Annotated in this window: 17 protein-coding genes; 6 read left to right on the top strand and 11 right to left on the bottom strand. The window is 68.2% G+C overall.

The genetic code is table 11. The annotated features are described in order from the left end of the window. Positions 1–5: 5 nt before the first annotated feature. The 7 genes from ACSFBM_RS32530 to purT form a co-directional block, all read right to left on the bottom strand. Positions 6–779, bottom strand: a complete 774-nt coding sequence (locus ACSFBM_RS32530; protein WP_435437651.1) for an ABC transporter ATP-binding protein — start codon at positions 777–779, stop codon at positions 6–8. 457 nt (positions 780–1,236) lie between these two features. Continuing rightward, positions 1,237–2,055: an ABC transporter ATP-binding protein gene (locus ACSFBM_RS32525; protein ID WP_435488078.1), complete on the bottom strand. Its 819-nt coding sequence runs from the start codon at positions 2,053–2,055 to the stop codon at positions 1,237–1,239. Beyond that, entirely contained in the window at positions 2,052–3,128 is a 1,077-nt protein-coding gene (locus ACSFBM_RS32520; protein WP_435488077.1) for a branched-chain amino acid ABC transporter permease, read from the bottom strand. The genes ACSFBM_RS32525 and ACSFBM_RS32520 overlap by 4 nt, the downstream gene beginning before the upstream one ends. A gap of 92 nt (positions 3,129–3,220) precedes the next feature. Beyond that, the gene (locus ACSFBM_RS32515; protein WP_435437648.1) at positions 3,221–4,096 is read right to left on the bottom strand and encodes a branched-chain amino acid ABC transporter permease; all 876 of its coding nucleotides are present in this window, start codon (positions 4,094–4,096) and stop codon (positions 3,221–3,223) included. Between the two features lie 19 nt (positions 4,097–4,115). Then, a complete protein-coding gene (locus ACSFBM_RS32510) occupies positions 4,116–4,946 on the bottom strand; it encodes a helix-turn-helix domain-containing protein (RefSeq protein ID WP_435437647.1) in 831 nt (276 codons plus the stop codon). Positions 4,947–5,055: 109 nt separating this feature from the next. Continuing rightward, a complete protein-coding gene (locus tag ACSFBM_RS32505) occupies positions 5,056–5,997 on the bottom strand; it encodes an alpha/beta hydrolase (RefSeq protein WP_435488076.1) in 942 nt (313 codons plus the stop codon). Positions 5,998–6,130: 133 nt separating this feature from the next. After that, positions 6,131–7,333 (bottom strand): formate-dependent phosphoribosylglycinamide formyltransferase, encoded by a 1,203-nt coding sequence (purT, locus tag ACSFBM_RS32500; RefSeq protein WP_435488075.1) that lies wholly within the window; start codon positions 7,331–7,333, stop codon positions 6,131–6,133. A 185-nt stretch (positions 7,334–7,518) separates the two neighbouring features. Here purT and ACSFBM_RS32495 point away from each other — a divergent pair, with 185 nt between their 5' ends. The 3 genes from ACSFBM_RS32495 to ACSFBM_RS32485 are packed head-to-tail and all read left to right on the top strand — an operon-like array spanning position 7,519 to position 10,568. After that, positions 7,519–8,367 (top strand): 3-hydroxybutyryl-CoA dehydrogenase, encoded by an 849-nt coding sequence (locus ACSFBM_RS32495; RefSeq protein ID WP_435488074.1) that lies wholly within the window; start codon positions 7,519–7,521, stop codon positions 8,365–8,367. Positions 8,368–8,403: 36 nt separating this feature from the next. Then, positions 8,404–9,219 (top strand): crotonase/enoyl-CoA hydratase family protein, encoded by an 816-nt coding sequence (locus ACSFBM_RS32490; RefSeq protein WP_435488073.1) that lies wholly within the window; start codon positions 8,404–8,406, stop codon positions 9,217–9,219. A 20-nt stretch (positions 9,220–9,239) separates the two neighbouring features. Next, positions 9,240–10,568, top strand: coding sequence for a serine hydrolase domain-containing protein (locus ACSFBM_RS32485; protein WP_435488072.1), 1,329 nt, complete (start codon positions 9,240–9,242; stop codon positions 10,566–10,568). A 12-nt stretch (positions 10,569–10,580) separates the two neighbouring features. Here the strand turns inward: ACSFBM_RS32485 and ACSFBM_RS32480 are convergent, their stop codons facing one another. After that, positions 10,581–11,366 carry a type III pantothenate kinase gene (locus tag ACSFBM_RS32480; protein WP_435437641.1) on the bottom strand — a complete coding sequence of 262 codons (786 nt, stop codon included), beginning with the start codon at positions 11,364–11,366 and terminating at the stop codon, positions 10,581–10,583. A 149-nt stretch (positions 11,367–11,515) separates the two neighbouring features. Here ACSFBM_RS32480 and lysM point away from each other — a divergent pair, with 149 nt between their 5' ends. The 3 genes from lysM (at position 11,516) to ACSFBM_RS32465 (ending at position 13,217) form a co-directional block, all read left to right on the top strand. Then, entirely contained in the window at positions 11,516–11,989 is a 474-nt protein-coding gene (gene lysM / locus ACSFBM_RS32475; RefSeq protein ID WP_435488071.1) for a peptidoglycan-binding protein LysM, read from the top strand. A gap of 222 nt (positions 11,990–12,211) precedes the next feature. Then, complete coding sequence (locus ACSFBM_RS32470; protein ID WP_435488070.1) at positions 12,212–12,820, top strand: nucleotidyltransferase domain-containing protein; 609 nt, start codon at positions 12,212–12,214, stop codon at positions 12,818–12,820. Beyond that, positions 12,768–13,217: a DNA-binding protein gene (locus ACSFBM_RS32465; RefSeq protein ID WP_435488069.1), complete on the top strand. Its 450-nt coding sequence runs from the start codon at positions 12,768–12,770 to the stop codon at positions 13,215–13,217. Before ACSFBM_RS32470 ends, ACSFBM_RS32465 begins: the two co-directional genes overlap by 53 nt. Positions 13,218–13,334: 117 nt before the next feature. On the opposite strand, the gene ACSFBM_RS32460 is transcribed toward ACSFBM_RS32465, so the two are convergent. From ACSFBM_RS32460 to ACSFBM_RS32450, 3 genes are all read right to left on the bottom strand, one after another. Beyond that, positions 13,335–13,745: a rhodanese-like domain-containing protein gene (locus tag ACSFBM_RS32460; protein ID WP_435488068.1), complete on the bottom strand. Its 411-nt coding sequence runs from the start codon at positions 13,743–13,745 to the stop codon at positions 13,335–13,337. Positions 13,746–13,818: 73 nt separating this feature from the next. Beyond that, positions 13,819–14,232: a hypothetical protein gene (locus tag ACSFBM_RS32455; RefSeq protein WP_435488067.1), complete on the bottom strand. Its 414-nt coding sequence runs from the start codon at positions 14,230–14,232 to the stop codon at positions 13,819–13,821. A 205-nt stretch (positions 14,233–14,437) separates the two neighbouring features. Next, positions 14,438–16,483 carry a PEP/pyruvate-binding domain-containing protein gene (locus tag ACSFBM_RS32450; protein WP_435488066.1) on the bottom strand — a complete coding sequence of 682 codons (2,046 nt, stop codon included), beginning with the start codon at positions 16,481–16,483 and terminating at the stop codon, positions 14,438–14,440. Positions 16,484–16,569 lie beyond the last annotated feature (86 nt).

The raw sequence follows: 16,569 nt of genomic DNA, 5'->3' as shown, positions 1-16,569 counted from the left end.
GGCGGCTATCTCCAGGTCTTCTTCTTTTTCCAGCGCCGCTCGCCGCGCACGCCGTCGTCCTTCACGCCGAGGTAGAACTCCTTGATGTCGTCCTTCTCCCTCAGGCGTTCGCAGGTGTCTTCCATCACGATGCGACCGTTCTCCAGCACATAGCCGTGGTCGGCTGCGTTGAGCGCCATGTTGGCGTTCTGCTCGACCAGCAGGATGGTGGTGCCGCGCTCGCGGTTGATGCGCACGACGATCTCGAAGATTTCCTTCGTCAGCTTGGGGCTCAGGCCGAGGCTCGGTTCGTCGAGCAGGATCAGATGCGGCGCGGCCATGATGGCGCGCGAAATCGCAAGCATCTGCTGCTGGCCGCCGGAGAGCAGACCGGCGTCCTGCGTGGCGCGCTCCCTGAGGATCGGGAAATAGGTGTAGACGGTCTCCATGTCCCGTGCCACGCCGTCGCGGTCCTTGCGGGTGTAGGCGCCCATCAGCAGGTTGTCTTTCACCGACAGCAGCGGGAACACTTCTCGGCCTTCGGGCACGTGGCTGAGGCCCTGCTGCACGATGTAGGCCGGGTCCTTGGCGGTGATGTCCTTGCCCTGGAACTCGATGCTGCCTTTTCTGGGGTCGATGATTCCAGAGATGGTCTTGAGGATCGTCGTCTTGCCTGCGCCATTCGAGCCGAGCACGGTCGCTATTTCTCCCTGCCGGACTTTCAGGCTCACGCCCCGGATGGCCTTGATGGGGCCGTAGGCGCTTTCCACGTTCAGGAGCTGAAGGACTGCGTCGCTCATGCTTGGGCTCCTGCGGTCGGGGAACGGCGTCGGGGCCCCTGGCTTCGGCGGGCCGACGTCACCGGCCCTTCGGGCTTCCCTGCGCTGCTCACGACGGGCGGGGTCTCGCAGAACTCGCTTCGCTCAAACAGCTGCGAGCCCTGATCCGCCCGTCGCTCCGCTGCTCGGCGGTGCCTCAACGGCCCGCCGAAGCCAGGGGCCCCGACGCCGTGGACACGCACAGGGTGTTTCCACCCCTCGCCAAGCCCGGTGTGCGGTGCGGCGCAGTCGCCCCCTCTATGCCGCTGAGGAGCGCAGCTTTCCGCGGACAAGGGCCCGCCCTTGTTTGAGCGAAGCGAGTTTGGGCGGGACCCCGCGGAAAGCGAGCACCGCAAGGGAGCCCGAAGGGCCGGCATAGTGGGGGCGACTGCGCCGCACCGCGCACCGGGCGCCTCCAAGGCGGTCACGAAAGCAACGCTCATGAAGCCACCCTCCTCAAGCTGCTCACGTCGTCCACGGTCCCCAGGTAAGCCTCGACCACTCGCGGATCGGCTTGCACCTCCCCAGGAGACCCGGTAGCCAGCACCTCGCCCATGTTCATGGCAAGCACGCGATCGGACACCTTGGAAACCAGCGACATGTCGTGCTCGACCATCAACACCGACACCCCCAGCTCATGCTGGATGTCCTGGATCCAGAACGCCATGTCCGCCGTCTCCTCCACATTGAGGCCGGACGAAGGCTCGTCGAGCAACAACAACTTGGGCTCGGTGCACAAGGCACGCGCCAGCTCGACCACCTTGCGCACGCCGTATGGCAACCCCGCCACCATCGAATCGCGGTGATGCTGCAGATCGAGCAGCTCGATCACCTGCTCCGCCTTCTCGCGCGCCGCCATTTCCGCACGCCGCGTGGCGGGCGTGAAGAACACCTCGCTCCAGAAGCCCGTCTGCCGGTGCGTGTGACGGCCGATCAGCAGGTTGTGCAGCACCGTCGCGTGCTCGAACAGCTCGATGTTCTGGAAGGTGCGCGCAATGCCCAGCGCGGCAATCGCATGCGGCGCCTGCTGCGTCAGCGCGATCGGCCCGCCTGCGCCGCCATGCCACGTGATCTCGCCCGTCGTCGGCGTGTAGATGCGGCTGATCAGGTTGAACACCGTCGTCTTGCCCGCGCCGTTCGGGCCGATCAGCGTGAACACCTCGCCGCGGCGAACATCGAAGCTCACCTTGTTCACCGCGAGCACGCCGCCGAAGCGCACGCTCAGCTCCCGGGCCGAAAGAAGAATGTCGTCGCTCATCTCAGCCGGTCCGACTTGGCGAAGGACTTCTGCCGCTTGAACAGGCCCTTGCGGTAGAACGGAAAGAGCTGCAGCCAGGTGCGGATCTTCAACCAGCGACCGTACAGGCCCAATGGCTCGAACAGCACGAACGCGATCAGCACCAGGCCATACACCAGCCCCTGCAACCCTGGCGCCTGCCCGACGACCGCCGGGAGCCAATCCTTGCCCATCGAAATGAGCTGCGGCATCGCAATCAGGAAGATCGCGCCCAGGAACGCGCCGTGCACCGAGCCGAGCCCGCCGATCACCACCATCAGCAGCAGGTCGATCGACTGCAGGATGCTGAACTGGTCGGGAGAGATGAAGCTCAGCTTGTGCGCGTACAGCGCACCGCCCAGCCCCGCGAGCGCCGCCGAGATCGCGAACGACATCGTCTTGTAGCGCGCCAGGTGAATGCCCATGCTCTGCGCCGAGATCTCCGAATCGCGGATCGCCACGAAGGCGCGCCCCGTGGGCGAGCGCAGCAGGTTCAGGATGCCCAGCGTGCTGAGCACCGCCACCACCAGGCACAGGAAGTAGAAGCCGTCGCCAGAGCCCAGCGACCAGCCGAAGAGCTGCGGCGACTTCACGTGCAACCCCGCGTTGCCGCCCGTCACGCTCTCCCACCGCGCGAACACCTCCTCGACGATGAAGCCGAACGACAGCGTCGCGATGCCCAGGTAGATGCCCTTCACGCGCAGCGCGGGCAACGCGACCACCACGCCCACCGCCGCCGAGAATGCCGCCGCCGCGACCAGCGCGAGCGGAAACGGCACGCCCAGGTTCGTCAGCACGCCTTGCGTGTATGCACCGGTGCCGAGGAACGCCGCATGCCCGATGGAGAACTGCCCCGTGAAGCCGGCCAGCAGCATCAGGCCCAGTCCGACGATGCCGTAGATCAGCACGAAGGTCAGCTGCGCCAGCCAGTACTCCTCGATGATCCACGGCGCGGCAATGAGGAACGCGACGAGCAGGCCGTACCAGAACACATGGCCGCCATGCCGCGCGAGGCGGATGTCCTGGTCGTAGCTGGTCTTGAAGATGAAGCGCATATCAGGTCCGCCGCCGGGCCGCCCCAAGGCGGACCTGCACCCCCTCGGGGGGCAGCGAGTACACGAAGTGACGAGCGTGGGGGCGCATTTTTCTAGACCTTCTTGCGCAGCTTTTCGCCGAACAGACCGTTGGGCTTGATCATCAGCATCAGCAGCACCACGATGTACGGCGCCGTGTCCTTGAAACCGTCGGGCAGATAGAAGCCCGCGAACGACTCGACGATGCCGATGACCAGCCCGCCGACGATGGCGCCCGGCAGGCTGCCGAAGCCGCCCACCACCGCGGCCGGAAAGGCCTTCAGCCCGATGAAACCCATGTTCGCGTGCACGAAGGTGATGGGCGCGAGCAGCATGCCGGCAATCGCGGCGACGGCCGCCGCCAGCCCCCACACCAGCCCGTTGAGCCGCTTCACCGGAATGCCCATGTAGTACGCCGCCAGCTGGTTCTGCGAGGAGGCCTGCATCGCGATGCCCAGCTTGCTGTAGCGGAACATCGCGAACAGCAGGCCGCACAGGATGGCCGTGGCGATGATGATCGCCAGCTGCTCCAGGTTGACCACCAGCTCGCCCAGCTTCCAGATCTGGTCCTTGTAGGGCACGGCCAGCGTGTGGGTCTCGGTGCCGATGCCCGGCACCATGGTGATGAGGCCGCGCGCCACGTACGCGATGCCGATGGTCAGCATCACGATGGTGAACTGCGGCTGCCCCAGGATCGGGCGGATCACCACCAGCTCCAGCAGCACGCCGAAGGCCGCCATCGCCACGATCGCCAGGATGGCCGCAAGCCAGAACGGCAGGCCGAACAGCGACATGCCCGCGAACGCCCCGAAGGCGCCGAGCATCATCAGGTCGCCCTGCGCGAAGCTCACGGTTTCGGTGGCCTTGTAGATCAGCACGAAGCCCAGCGCGATCAGCCCGTAGATGCAACCTTGCGCAATGCCCGAGAGCAGGAGTTGAAGGATCTGCATGGGGCTTGTCTTCCTGCGCTCAGTGCCTGAAGCCGCCAGCCGCGTCGTGCAGCGCCAGGCGGCGCGAGCCGGCCAGGATGTCGCTGGGTTTCAGGCCGTACACCTGGCGGATCGAATGGCTGAAGTGCGTCGAGTCGGGGTAGCCGGTGTCCAGCGCAATGTCGGTCAGCGTGCTGGCCTGGCGCACGTAGCGCAGCAGGCTGCGCGCGCGCTTCCAGGCGCGGAACGCACGGAAGGCCATGCCCGTCTCCTGCTTGAACAGGTGCAGGAAACGCGAGAACGACAGGTGCACCGAGGCCGCGCAGTCCTCGGCCGACATGGGGGCGGCGGGGTCGGCGTTGATGGCGTCGGCCACCTTGCGTATGCGCGCATCGAGCATGCGCGGCGCGAGGCTTTCGCCGAAGAACATCGCATCGAAGTCGAAGCCCTCGAAGTCGGTGCCGCGGCCCGAAGCCGCCAGCAGGTGCGCATGCGCATCGCGCACACGCTGCACGAAGGCCGGTGCCTCGACCGGGCCGCAGTGCTGCAAGAAGGCGGGCATGCGCGCCGGGTCGACCGACTCCGATTCGATGAGCAGGCTGAAGATGAGCGGGTGTGCGCTCTCCACCTGGTGCGGCACGTGCGGGGGCACCACGATGAGCTCGCCCGTCTGCCAGGCCCCGCCGCCGATGCGGATGCGGTTGGGCGGCGCGCCGGCGGGCGACACGCACACGCCGTGGCCGCCCATCGTGCGCTCGGCTGCCGCGCCGAGCAGGCCGGCATAGAACACGCGGTGCGGGGTGAGCCACATCAGGCGTTCGCCCTGCCGTGCGGCGCCGCTCGGGGGCGGCGTCGTCCTCGTTCGCTGCATGGTTTGTCTCCTGCAATCGGTGGACTGCCACGCTGCGGTGGCGTCTGGGTTGGCTGGATCGTAGCGGCGCGGGCCGCTCGCGCGATATCGATTTGCGCGGGGACTTTCCCTAGGCCTGCGCGAACGCGCGCCGCAGTTCCGAGGCACACAGCGCGACCGCGGTGTTGGCCTCGTCGAGCACCTTGCCCATGGTGATGAAGCCATGGATCTGGCGCTCGAAGCACACGTATGCGGCGTGGTTGCCGGCGGCGGTGAGCGCCTGCGCATGCGCCGCGCCTTCATCGCGCAGCGGGTCGTAGCCGGCAGTGATCACCAGCGCCGGCGGCAGCGCCGACAGGTCGGCGTGCAGCAGCGGCGAGGCGCGCCAGTCGAGGTCGTGCGCGGGGTCGGTGATGTAGTGGTCGTGGAAGTACGCCATCGTGTCGCGGGTCAGCAGGTAGCCCTGCCCGTTCGCCTGGTGCGACGGATGGCCGCGGCGCATGTCGGTGGCGGGGTAGATCAGCAGCTGGTACACGAGGGGCAGGTCGCCCGCATCGCGCGCGGCGATGGCGACCACCGCCGCGAGGTTGCCGCCCGCGCTGTCGCCGCCCACGGCCATGCGGCTCGCGTCCAGCCCCAGCGTGGCGGCCTCGCGGCGCACCCAGCGGGTGGCGGCGAGCACGTCGTCCACCGCGGCGGGAAAGCGATGCTCCGGGCCCATGCGGTAGTCGACCGCCACCACCGCGCAACCTGCGCCGTTGGCCAGCTCGCGGCACAGCACGTCGTGCGTGTCGAGGTCGCCGATGACCCAGCCGCCGCCGTGGTAGTACACCAGCACCGGCAGCGGGCCGGCGCCCGAACCCAGGGGCCGGTACATCCGCACCGGGATGGGGCCGTGCGGTCCGTCGGCGGCCAGGTCGCGCACCTCGGCCACTTCGGCCGGCAGCGGTTGCGTGGCGGCGCGGCGCTCGCGGTAGAAGGCCCGCGCGTCGGCGGGCGAGAGGGTGTGGGTCGGCGGAATGCCGCGCGCCTCGATGAAGTCGAGCAAGGCGCGCGCCTGGGGATGCAGCATGGTGTCTCCGGGAGGGGCTGGTGGGTGTCCCTCGATCTTCCCGCACCATGCCCGCGCCGTTGCGGCGCGGCTTGCGAAAACTGGCTACCCGCCTGCGGTGCGCGGGTTCATCCTTAGCAACCGCAGTGCGCGATCAGGCCTTGCGCGGCTTCACCCGGGATGCGGCTTCCTTGGCGAGCTTGCGTGCGGTATCGGTGTCGGCCGCATGCACCAGCGCCACGCCCATGCGGCGCTTGGTGAAGCTCTCAGGCTTGCCGAACAGGCGGATGTCGCTGCCGGGCACCTGCAACGCCTCGGCCACGCCGTCGAAGGCGATGCCGGTGGCGTCCACGCCGCCGTAGATCACCGCGCTGGCGCCCGGGCTCTTGAGCGAGGTGTCGACCGGCAGGCCGAGGATGGCGCGCGCATGCAGCTCGAACTCGTTCTGCCACTGCGTGGCCATGGTGACCATGCCGGTGTCGTGCGGGCGCGGGCTGACCTCGCTGAACCAGACCTCGTCGCCCTTCACGAAGAGTTCGACGCCGAACAGGCCCTGGCCGCCCAGGTCGGCGGTGACGGCCTGCGCGATCTGCTGCGCCTTGTGCAGCGCGGCGGGCGCCATGGGGTGCGGCTGCCAGCTTTCCACGTAGTCGCCGCTCACCTGCACGTGGCCGATGGGGTCGCAGAACTTCGTTTCCACGGCGCCCGCGCCATCCTGGGCGCGCACGGTCAGCAGCGTGATCTCGTAGTCGAAGTCGATGAAGCCCTCGACGATCACGCGGCCGTGGCTCACGCGGCCGCCGGCCATGGCGTAGTCCCAGGCCTTCTGCACGTCGGCCGGGCCGTCGATCTTGCTCTGGCCCTTGCCGGAGCTGCTCATCACGGGCTTCACGATGCAGGGGTAGCCGATGCCGGCGTCGATGGCGGCCTTCAGCTCGGCCAGCGAGTCGCAGAACTTGTAGGGGCTGGTGGGCACGCCCAGCGTCTCGGCGGCCAGGCGGCGGATGCCTTCGCGGTCCATCGTGAGGCGGGCGGCGCGGGCGGTGGGAATGACGCGCACCACGCCGGCGTCCTCGAGCTCCTGCAGCGTCTGCGTGGCGATGGCCTCGATCTCGGGCACCACCAGCGTGGGCTTCTCGGCCTCGATCAGCGCCTTGAGCTGCGCGGGGTCGCTCATGGTGATGGTGCGCGCGTGATGCGCCACCTGCTGGCCGGGCGCGTTCTCGTAGCGGTCCACCGCGATGGTCTCGACGCCGAGGCGCTGCAGGGCGATCAGCACCTCCTTGCCGAGTTCACCGGAGCCGAGCAGCATCACGCGGGTGGCGGAGGGGGAAAGGGGGGTGCCGAGGGTGGTCATGGTCGGAAGTCGGGAAGAGAGAGGAGAGGGGAGGGGAAAAAGCAACCGCAGGACTGTAAGCCACCCACGCGCCGGCCGTGTCACACGCGGCAACGGCGCGGCCATGGGGCTGATTCACAATCGACGGCTTGCCGTGGCACCCGCCGCGCGCCCCCCCTTTTTTTGTTTCTTCAAGGAGTTTTCTCATGGCTATCCAGACTGTCGGCATCATCGGCGCCGGAACAATGGGCAACGGCATCGCGCAGGCCTGCGCGGTGGCCGGCGTGAACGTGGTGATGGTCGACATCGCCCAGGCGGCGGTCGACAAGGGCCTGGCCACCGTGTCGGGCAGCCTCGACCGCCTGATCAAGAAAGAGAAGCTCACCGCCGAGCAGAAGACCGCCGCGCTGGCGCTGATCAAAGGCTCGACGAACTACGACGACCTGAAGGGCGCGCAGCTGGTCATCGAGGCAGCCACCGAGAACCACGCGCTCAAGCTCAAGATCCTGAAGCAGGTCGACGAACTGCTGGCGCCCGAAGTGATCATCGCGTCGAACACCTCGTCGATCTCGATCACGCAGCTGGCCGCCGCCACCTCGCGCCCCGACCGCTTCATCGGCATGCACTTCTTCAACCCGGTGCCGATGATGGCGCTGGTGGAGCTGATCCGCGGCTACCTCACGAGCGACGCCACGCACGACGCGGTGAAGGCGCTGGCCGTGACGCTGGGCAAGTCGCCCATCACGGTGAAGAACGCGCCGGGCTTCGTGGTCAACCGCATCCTGGTGCCGATGATCAACGAGGCCTTCTTCGTGCTGTCCGAGGGCATTGCCACGGCGGAAGACATCGACGCCGGCATGAAGCTGGGCTGCAACCAGCCCATCGGCCCGCTGGCGCTGGCCGACATGATCGGCCTGGACGTGTGCCTGGCGGTGATGGAGGTCTACCTCGAGCAGTTCGGCGACTCCAAGTACCGCCCCTGCCCGCTGCTGAAGGAAATGGTCGCTGCAGGCCAGCTGGGCCGCAAGACCGGCCGCGGCGTCTACACCTACTGAGCCACACAACAAGAACAACCCGGAGACAAAAAAACCATGACCGCCACCCCCACCTCCCCGCCCGCCGAAGGCTGCATCGACACCCAGGTGCTCGACCACGTGCTGCTGATCGGCATCAACCGCCCGGCCAAGCGCAACGGCTGGACGCCGCCCATGTTCAAGCAGCTGGCCGAGGCCTACACCCGGCTGGACGATGACCCTGCACTGCGCGTGGGCGTGCTGCATGCCTTCGGCGACCACTTCACGGCGGGCCTGGACCTGCCGGCGGTCGCCGAATACATGAAGCGCGGCGAAAAGGCCATTCCGCAAGGGCTGGTCGAGCCGCACGACTTCGGCCTCGAGGGCTACCGCCGCCGCACCAAGCCGATGGTGGTGGCCGTGAAGGGCATCTGCTTCACGGTGGGCATCGAGCTGATGCTGGGCGCGGACATCGTGGTGGCGGCCGACAACTGCCGCTTCTCGCAGATGGAGGTGCAGCGCGGCATCATGGCCACGGGCGGCGCCACGCTGCGCATGGCCGAGCGCGCCGGGCTGGGCAACGCCATGCTGCACCTGCTGACGGCCGACGAGTTCGACAGCGCCGAGGCCTACCGCCTGAACTTCGTGCAGAAGGTGGTACCGGCGGGGCAGGAACTCGACGCGGCGCTGGCCATTGCGCAGCGCATCGCGGCGCAGGCACCGCTGGCGGTGGTGGCCACGCGGCTCAACGTGCTCAAGGCCATCGAGCACGGCCCGCTGGCCGCGGTGAGCGAGTTCATCGAGACGCAGAAGCGCCTGTCGAACAGCGAAGACGCCGCCGAGGGCGTGCGCTCCTTCGTCGAACGCCGTCCCGCGCGCTTCAGCGGCCGTTGATCTTCTTTGCTCGAAACAACATGTCCCTCTTCATTCGCACGGCGCTCGCCGCCGCCTTCGCCCTGCTCGCAGTGAACACCTCCAACGCCCAGACACCTGCGCCCGCCGCGCTGCCCGACCCCGCGGCCACCTCGGTCGACGCACTGGGCTGGATGAAGGGCTTCCCGCCCCCGCCCGACAAGCTCATCACCTTCGACAACCCGGCCGGCGGCGTGTTTCCGCGCACGCGCTGGAGCTTCTCGCATGTGCGCGAGACCGTGCCCACGGCCAACGTGTGGCGCGGCAGCGGCGCGGCGAGCCCGCTGCCGTCCGCAACGCCGCGCATCCAGATCGAGGCCGTCACGTTCAAGCCCCTGGGCAGCGACCAGACGCTGAACTTCGCCCAGATGATCTCCGGCACCTACACCGACGGCATCCTCGTGATGCACCGCGGCAAGGTGGTCTACGAGAAGTACTTCGGCGCGCTCACGCCCGAGCGCCCGCACATCGCGATGTCGGTCACCAAGTCCTTCGTGGGCACGCTGGCGGCCATCCTCGCGGACGAAGGCAAGCTCGACCCGGCGGCCCTGGTCACCCGGTACATCCCCGAGCTGAAGGACACCGCGTACGGCGACGCCACCGTGCGCCAGGTGATGGACATGACGGTCGGCGTGCACTACTCCGAGAACTACGCCGACCCCAAGGCCGAGATCTGGGACTACGCCCGTGCCGGCGGCATGCTGGTGCAGGGCCCGGGCTATGCGGGCCCCAAGTCGTTCTACGAGTTCCTGGCCACGCTGAAGAAGGAAGGCGAGCACGGCGATGCCTTCGCCTACAAGACGGTCAACGCCGAGGTGCTGGCCTGGGTGCTGCGCCGCGCCAGCAACCAGTCGCTGGCCGACCTGCTGAGCGAGAAGATCTGGCGGCGCATCGGCGCCGAGCAGGACGCCTACTTCATGGTCGACCGCATCGGCACCGAGTCGGGCGGCGGCGGCCTGAACACCGTGCTGCGCGACCTGGCGCGCTTCGGCGAGACCCTGCGCAACGACGGGCGTGCCTCCAACGGGCAGCAGGCCATTCCGAAGGCGGTGGTGCAGGACATCCAGCGCGGCGGCGATCCGGCCAAGTTCGTCAAGGCCGGCTACCCGCTGCTGCAGGGCTGGTCGTACCGCGACATGTGGTGGGTGTCGCACAACCCGCACGGCGCGTACATGGCGCGCGGCATCCACGGCCAGAGCATCTACGTGGACCCGAAGGCCGAGATGGTGATCGTGCGCTACGCGGCGCACCCGGTGGCGGCCAACGGCGCCAACGACCCGCTCACGCTGCCCGCGTTCCAGGCGATGGGCGAGGCGCTGATGCGGCCCTGAGCCGCAGGCTCTTCAGGCGGCCGCCCGTTCCCGGGCGATCACCAGCAGCCCGTCCATGATCAGGCTCTCGACCAGCTCGAAGTGCCCGTTCATGACGGGCGCCATCTTCCAGCCCGCGCCGCCGGTCATGTAGCAGGCCGGCTCGGCGCCGCAGTGCGAGCGCACGTGCTGCACCATGCGCTCGACCGCGCCCGCAATGGCATAGGTGCCGCCGCTGGTGAGCGCGTCGCTGGTGTTGGTGGGAAATTCGCGCACCTCGCCGGTGGGCACATGCAAGCCCGCGGTACCCGACTCCAGCGCGCGCAGCATGATGCCGTGGCCCGGCAGGATCAGCCCGCCCAGGAACTTGCCGTCGGCGTCGATGGCCTCGACCGTCACCGCGGTGCCGATCATCACCACCACCATCGGCAGCGGTTCGCGACCGGCGCGCTCGGCCAGCATGCGGTGGCGCGCGCCGATCATGGCCACGAAGCGGTCGGCGCCCAGGCGTGTGGGGTGGTCGTAGCCGTTGACGATGCCGGCCTCGCCCGCGCTCGGCATCACCCAGCGGGGCGTGCAGTCGAAACGCTCGTCGATCTGTTCTTCGGCGCGGCGGCGCACCGCGTCGCCGGCCACCACGCAGCCCAGCATGGACGCAGGCGCCGGCAGGTCGGCCCAAGGGCCGTCGGCCAGCCGTTCGATGTGGTCGAGAAATTCGGCGCCCTGCGCCTGCAACGCGGCGCCGGGGCGGGCCGAGTCGTAGAGCGCCCATTTGAGGCGGGTGTTGCCGATGTCGATGGCGAGGAAGGGGGAGGACATGCGCGGGATTATTGCGACTTTGTGCCCGGCCCTGCCGGCGGGCCGGTCGCATACGCGGCATGGGCCTACGACCGGGCACCGCGTTACGCGCCTACATTCGGCTTTCAAAGGCTTCCACCTTCCATCCACCACGGCACAAGGAGAACACCATGGGATTGCTCAGCTTCATCAAGGAGGCCGGTGAAAAACTGTTCGGCGGATCGTCGGCCCACGCCGCCACGCCGGACGCACCGGACGCGAACACGGCCGCAGCGGCGGCCATCAAGACCTACATCGAGACCCAGAACCTCGGCCTCACGGCGCTGGTGGTGACCTACACGGCCAGCACCGGCGTGGTCACCCTGGCGGGCAACGCACCGTCGCAGGAAGCCAGCGAGAAGGCCTCGCTGGCCGCAGGCAATGTGGCCAACGTGACCAGCGTCGACAACAACCTGGTGGCCCCGGCCGCGCCGCCTGCGCAGTACCACGACGTGGTGCGCGGCGACACGCTGTCGGCCATCTCGAAGAAGTACTACGGCGACGCCAACAAGTACAACGCGATCTTCGAGGCGAACAAGCCGATGCTGAGCAGTCCGGACAAGATCTATCCGGGGCAGAAGCTGCGGATTCCGGCGCTGAGCTGACGCACGCTCAGTTGTCTTTGCAAGGGCCTGCCGGGAGATCGGTGGGCCTGTTTTGTTTCTGCTGTGTGTTTTTGACGCTGCTGTTCGGGGCGCGAGCGGCAAGTCATCGGAGCCTGAGCTTTTGCGCGGCCAGACCAATGCACCGCATTTGATGCGGCAGGCCTTGTCGAATGTCGCCTTATTAGCAACAATCGTCGCCTAATGAGCAACGACCCTTCCCTGATGAACCTGCTGTTCCCCGCCGCGCGGCAGCGCGTGCTGGCGGTGCTGCTGCTGCAGCCGCAGTCGGCCTTTCATCTGCGGGAGCTTGCGCGCCTGACCGACAGCCATGCGGGCACGCTGGCGCGAGAAGTCGACAAGCTGGCGCGCACCGGCCTGCTGCTGCGCAGCGAACAAGGCAATCAGGTGCGTTACAACGCCAACACGCGCCACCCCCTGTTCGAGGATCTGGCGGCACTGTTTCGCAAGACGCATGGCGTGTTGCCTGCCGTGCGCGAGGCGCTGGCGCCGCTGGATGCGCAGATCCGGTTGGCGCTGGTGTTTGGCTCGGTGGCGCGCGGCACGCCCTCGCCGGGCAGCGATGTGGACCTGCTGGTGTTGGGCAGCGTGGATTTCATGACGCTGGCACAGGCGGTGTTTCCTCTGCATGCGGCGCTGGGTCGCGAGGTGAACACGGTGCTCTACACACCCGAGGAGTTTGCGCAACGCGCGCGCAGTGGCGACGCATTCGCGCGCGACATACTGGCCAAACCAAAATTGCTTGTGAAGGGAGGAGCCGATGAGCTTGCAGAACTTGCTGGCGATCGGGCGGCTGCAGGCCCACCAGCCTGATGCCGCGGGCATCGCCAAACTGCGTCAGGCGGCGCGGCGAAATCTGGCCGACGCGCATATTGCACAACTCAGCACCGACAACCGGTTCGATGCGGCCTACAAATGCATCATGCAATGCGCGATGCTGGCTTTGTGGGCCAACGGTTACCGCACGTCCACCAGCCAACCCGGCCACCATCAGACGGCCATACAGAGCCTGGGCCTCACGATGGGCGTGGCGCAGCCGGACATCATCGTGCTCGATGCGCTGCGTCGGCAACGCAATGTGAGCGACTATGAAGGCGACCCGGTTTCCACCGCCACGCTGCAGGCCTGCATCGACCAAGCCACGAAATTGCTGGCCGGCGCCGAAAACTGGCTCCGAGCCCATCGCCCCGATCTCCTGACCCCGCCATGAGCGCGTACGCGATGGGCTGAAGGACATCCTGCCCGGCCCTGCACAGCTGTACGAGGCGCTGCGCGCATGGTCAAGCAGCGCAGACGCAAGGCCGTCGGCCTCGCAGCAGACGCGCGTTCAGTTCTGCTTCCAGGGCAGCCCGCGCTTGCGCCAGCCTCCGACCTGCCCCCGGTGCCCGTGTTCGTCGGGGTTGCCCTCGAAGCCTTCGAGGATGTTGTAAGCCTCCACACCGAGTTCGGTCGCGCGCCTGGCAGCGGCCACGGAACGCACGCCGCTGCGGCACAGCAGCACGACCTTCCTGCCATCGGCAGCCGCGGCGCGCACCCCGTCGTCGAACGCGGGGTTCATCGCCATGCCCGGCCACTGCTTCCAGGCCAGCGGCACGCCGCCCGGCACGTAGCCGACCCATTCGCGTTCGGCGTCGGTGCGCACGTCGACCAGCACGGCCTCGCCGCTGGCCATCCACTGGGCGGCCTGCTCGGGCGTCACGTCGCCGGCGTAGCCCTTGTTCTCCACGGGTTCTGTCATCTCTTTGCTTTCTTGCAGTGCGGGGTTCAACTATCGGGGTTTTCACCGCTTCGTGAAAACCCTGGTTGCCACTCTACAAGGAAGGCCCGGCGGCCAGCAGCCCGGCGCGGCGCATGCCTTCGCGCAGGGCATGCGCAACGTCGGGCTTCATCGGGTTCCGGGGGTCCAGCGAGCTTGCATCGCCGGCGGCCGATCTGGCGACGATGGTGTCGGCCTGGGCGTCCCGCAGCCGCCGCAGGTACAGGTCGAAGGCCTCGTGGAAGCCGAGCGGAAGCATCTGCACGCCGTCCTGCATGCCTTCTTCGCTCCTGCGGTAGCGCGGCCCGGGGTAGAACGCCGACTTCCATTCGACACGCACCGTGATGCCCCCGGCGCAAACCACGCGGGCACCGACGAACACCGCGCCTTCGGCAAACATGCGCAGTTCGCCGTGCGCCTCGAAATGCCTGGACTCCTGGAAATCTTCAGTGTCGTTCCCGTGGTCCATTTTTTTTCCCTTCTTCCCCTCCGGCGAAGTGGCGCAGGTCCAGTGGTGCGCGAGCACCCTCGGTGTGTGACAGGCTGATGCGCCGAGCCTAGGTCCATCGGCGCCGCAGCGCCACGATAGAAATTTGATCTGGAGAATGCGATTCCGGCTGCAACGGATTCAAAAACTATCACGGCATCGGCGCGGCCACATCGACGCGGTCACATCACCGCCGCCGCTCCACATACGGCCGCGCCTGCAGCAGCACGATGCGCTCGCCCACCGTGGCCCACTCGATGTCCTGGTCCACCGCGTTGAAGGTGCGCTTCACCGCCGCACCCACATTGGCGAGCCGCACCACCAGTTCGTCGGTCAGCACGTTGCGCCCCGCTTCGACCGGCACCTCCTTCACGCCGCCGTCCTTGTCGAGCTGCAGCGCCGTGTCTTCCGCCGACCGGCTCAACACCTGCACGGCCTTCGACCAGCTCGAATACATCACCTGCTCCGCCACACGCTGCCCCTCGACCACGCGAATGCCGATGCCGCGCTTGGCCGAAATGTAGGTGACGTGCGGATGGCCCGCGTCGAACGGGTCGCGCGTGATCATCACGCCGGCGTTGGTGGCGTCGATGGCGGTCTGCACGAACACGCCCATCCGCACCGTCTCGGCGCCGAAGCCCGCGGCGCTGCGCGCCTCCCAGGCCTCGGGGTTGAACACCGAGGCCCAGACCTTCTTCACCGCCGCTTCGAGCGCGTCGCCGGTCTTGACGTTGGGCACCGTGGTGTAGAGCCCCGCACCGCTGAAGCCGGGCAGGTCTTCGGAGTTGGACGAACTGCGAACGAACACCCCGCCACCGCCCAGCTGCGACTGCCACGCGGCGCGCCATGCGGCCGCGGTGGGCGCATCCACCGGCCACTGCACGATCTCGTCGCGCAGCTGCGCCAGCGCCTTCTGCCGCTGCTGCGGATCGCTCGCAAAGCCCGGTTGCTGCTGCATGCGCGCGATGCGCCCGGCCAGGCCGTGGGTGCGCATGAAGCGCTCGTAGTGCGCGAACGGAATGCAGAAGCCGTCGGGCACCGACGTGCCCGGAATGCGCGCGGCCTGCAGCGCGCCGAGGTTCGCGGCCTTCACGCCGCATTGCGCGCTGTGGCGTGCGCGCAGCGCGGCCAGCGGCAGCAGGCGCGTTTCGCGCAGGTCGGGCTGGATGGCGCGCGCGCTGCCGGGCACCGCCCCCGTGGCGGCCGCACGCGCGGCACGCGGCGGCAGCGCGGCAACCTCTTCGGGCGTGAGCCGGCGCACCTGGTAGCCCGAGGCCGCCACCTTCAGCGCCACCCACTGGCCGGCGTGCTCTTTCAGCACCGTGGCCGCGTCGCGCACGTAGGCGTTCGGAATGCCCCAGCCCTTGGCCAGCAGGTTGACGTGCGACAGCGCGGTCGACGCGCGCTCGGTCAGCACGCCGGCCACGGGCGGCAGGTTGATCGGCACCTGGCGCAGCACGGCGATGTCGTCGGGCAGCAGTGCATTGAGGCCCGAGGGGTCGTCCACGATGCGCACGCGGCCGGTCGCGGTGCCCAGGTTCATCGGCAGGTAGGGCTGCTCGCGGATCAGCGCCTCCTGGCTCACGAAGTCGATGCCGGTTTCTTTCGCCACGCGCTCGTGCAGCGTGGAGTTGGTCTTGAACTTCACGGGCGCGAAGAAGCTGGCCTTCACCTGCGCGTCGGCCTGCCGCAGCAGCGCCGCGGTGAGCCGGTCGCCTTCCCAGAACTCGTAGGTGAAGCTGCCGATGTTCTGCTGCCAGCTCAGCGTGCCGAACAGGAAGCGGCGCTCGGGCACGAGGTAGTTGCGGTCGATCTCGCGCTTGACGGTGTTCGGCACGAGCCGCGTATCGCGCAGGAAGCGCACATGCAGCTGGTAGCGCGGCGTGTCGATGTAGTGCATGCGCGGCGGCCTGGCCTGCCGGTCGATGGCGAACAGCACGTGCGCCAGCTGCATCGGCGTGCCGGGGTCGTAGACGCGCGCCAGCTGGTCGAAGTCGCCCTGGCTGCGCAGCGCGGGCAGCGACGACGGCACCGACGGGCGCGGCACCGGCTGCGCGGCGGGGCCCTCGGGTTGCGGCTGGTTCTGCTGCTGGTAGTAAGAGGGCTTGCGCGCAAGTTGGGCGGCAGCGGGCGTGGCCGCCCACATGGTGGCAAGCCCCAGGCACAGCGCCATGGCGCTCCTGTTTCGGGAGCGCCATAGGGCCAATGGACGGGTGTTCTCGTTATTTTTCATGGAAGTTTCCTCCTTGCCACCGGTGGGCAACGGCAGCGGATTCTCGCGTGCCGCAACGCCGGCGCGCCCCACGCGCCGCCGCGCAA

It is taken from the genome of Variovorax pasteuri (assembly GCF_051216435.1).
Taxonomy (GTDB): Bacteria; Pseudomonadota; Gammaproteobacteria; order Burkholderiales; family Burkholderiaceae_C; genus Variovorax.
The sequence above is the reverse complement of the archived record's forward strand: the minus strand, read 5'-3'. Positions and strand labels throughout refer to the sequence as shown.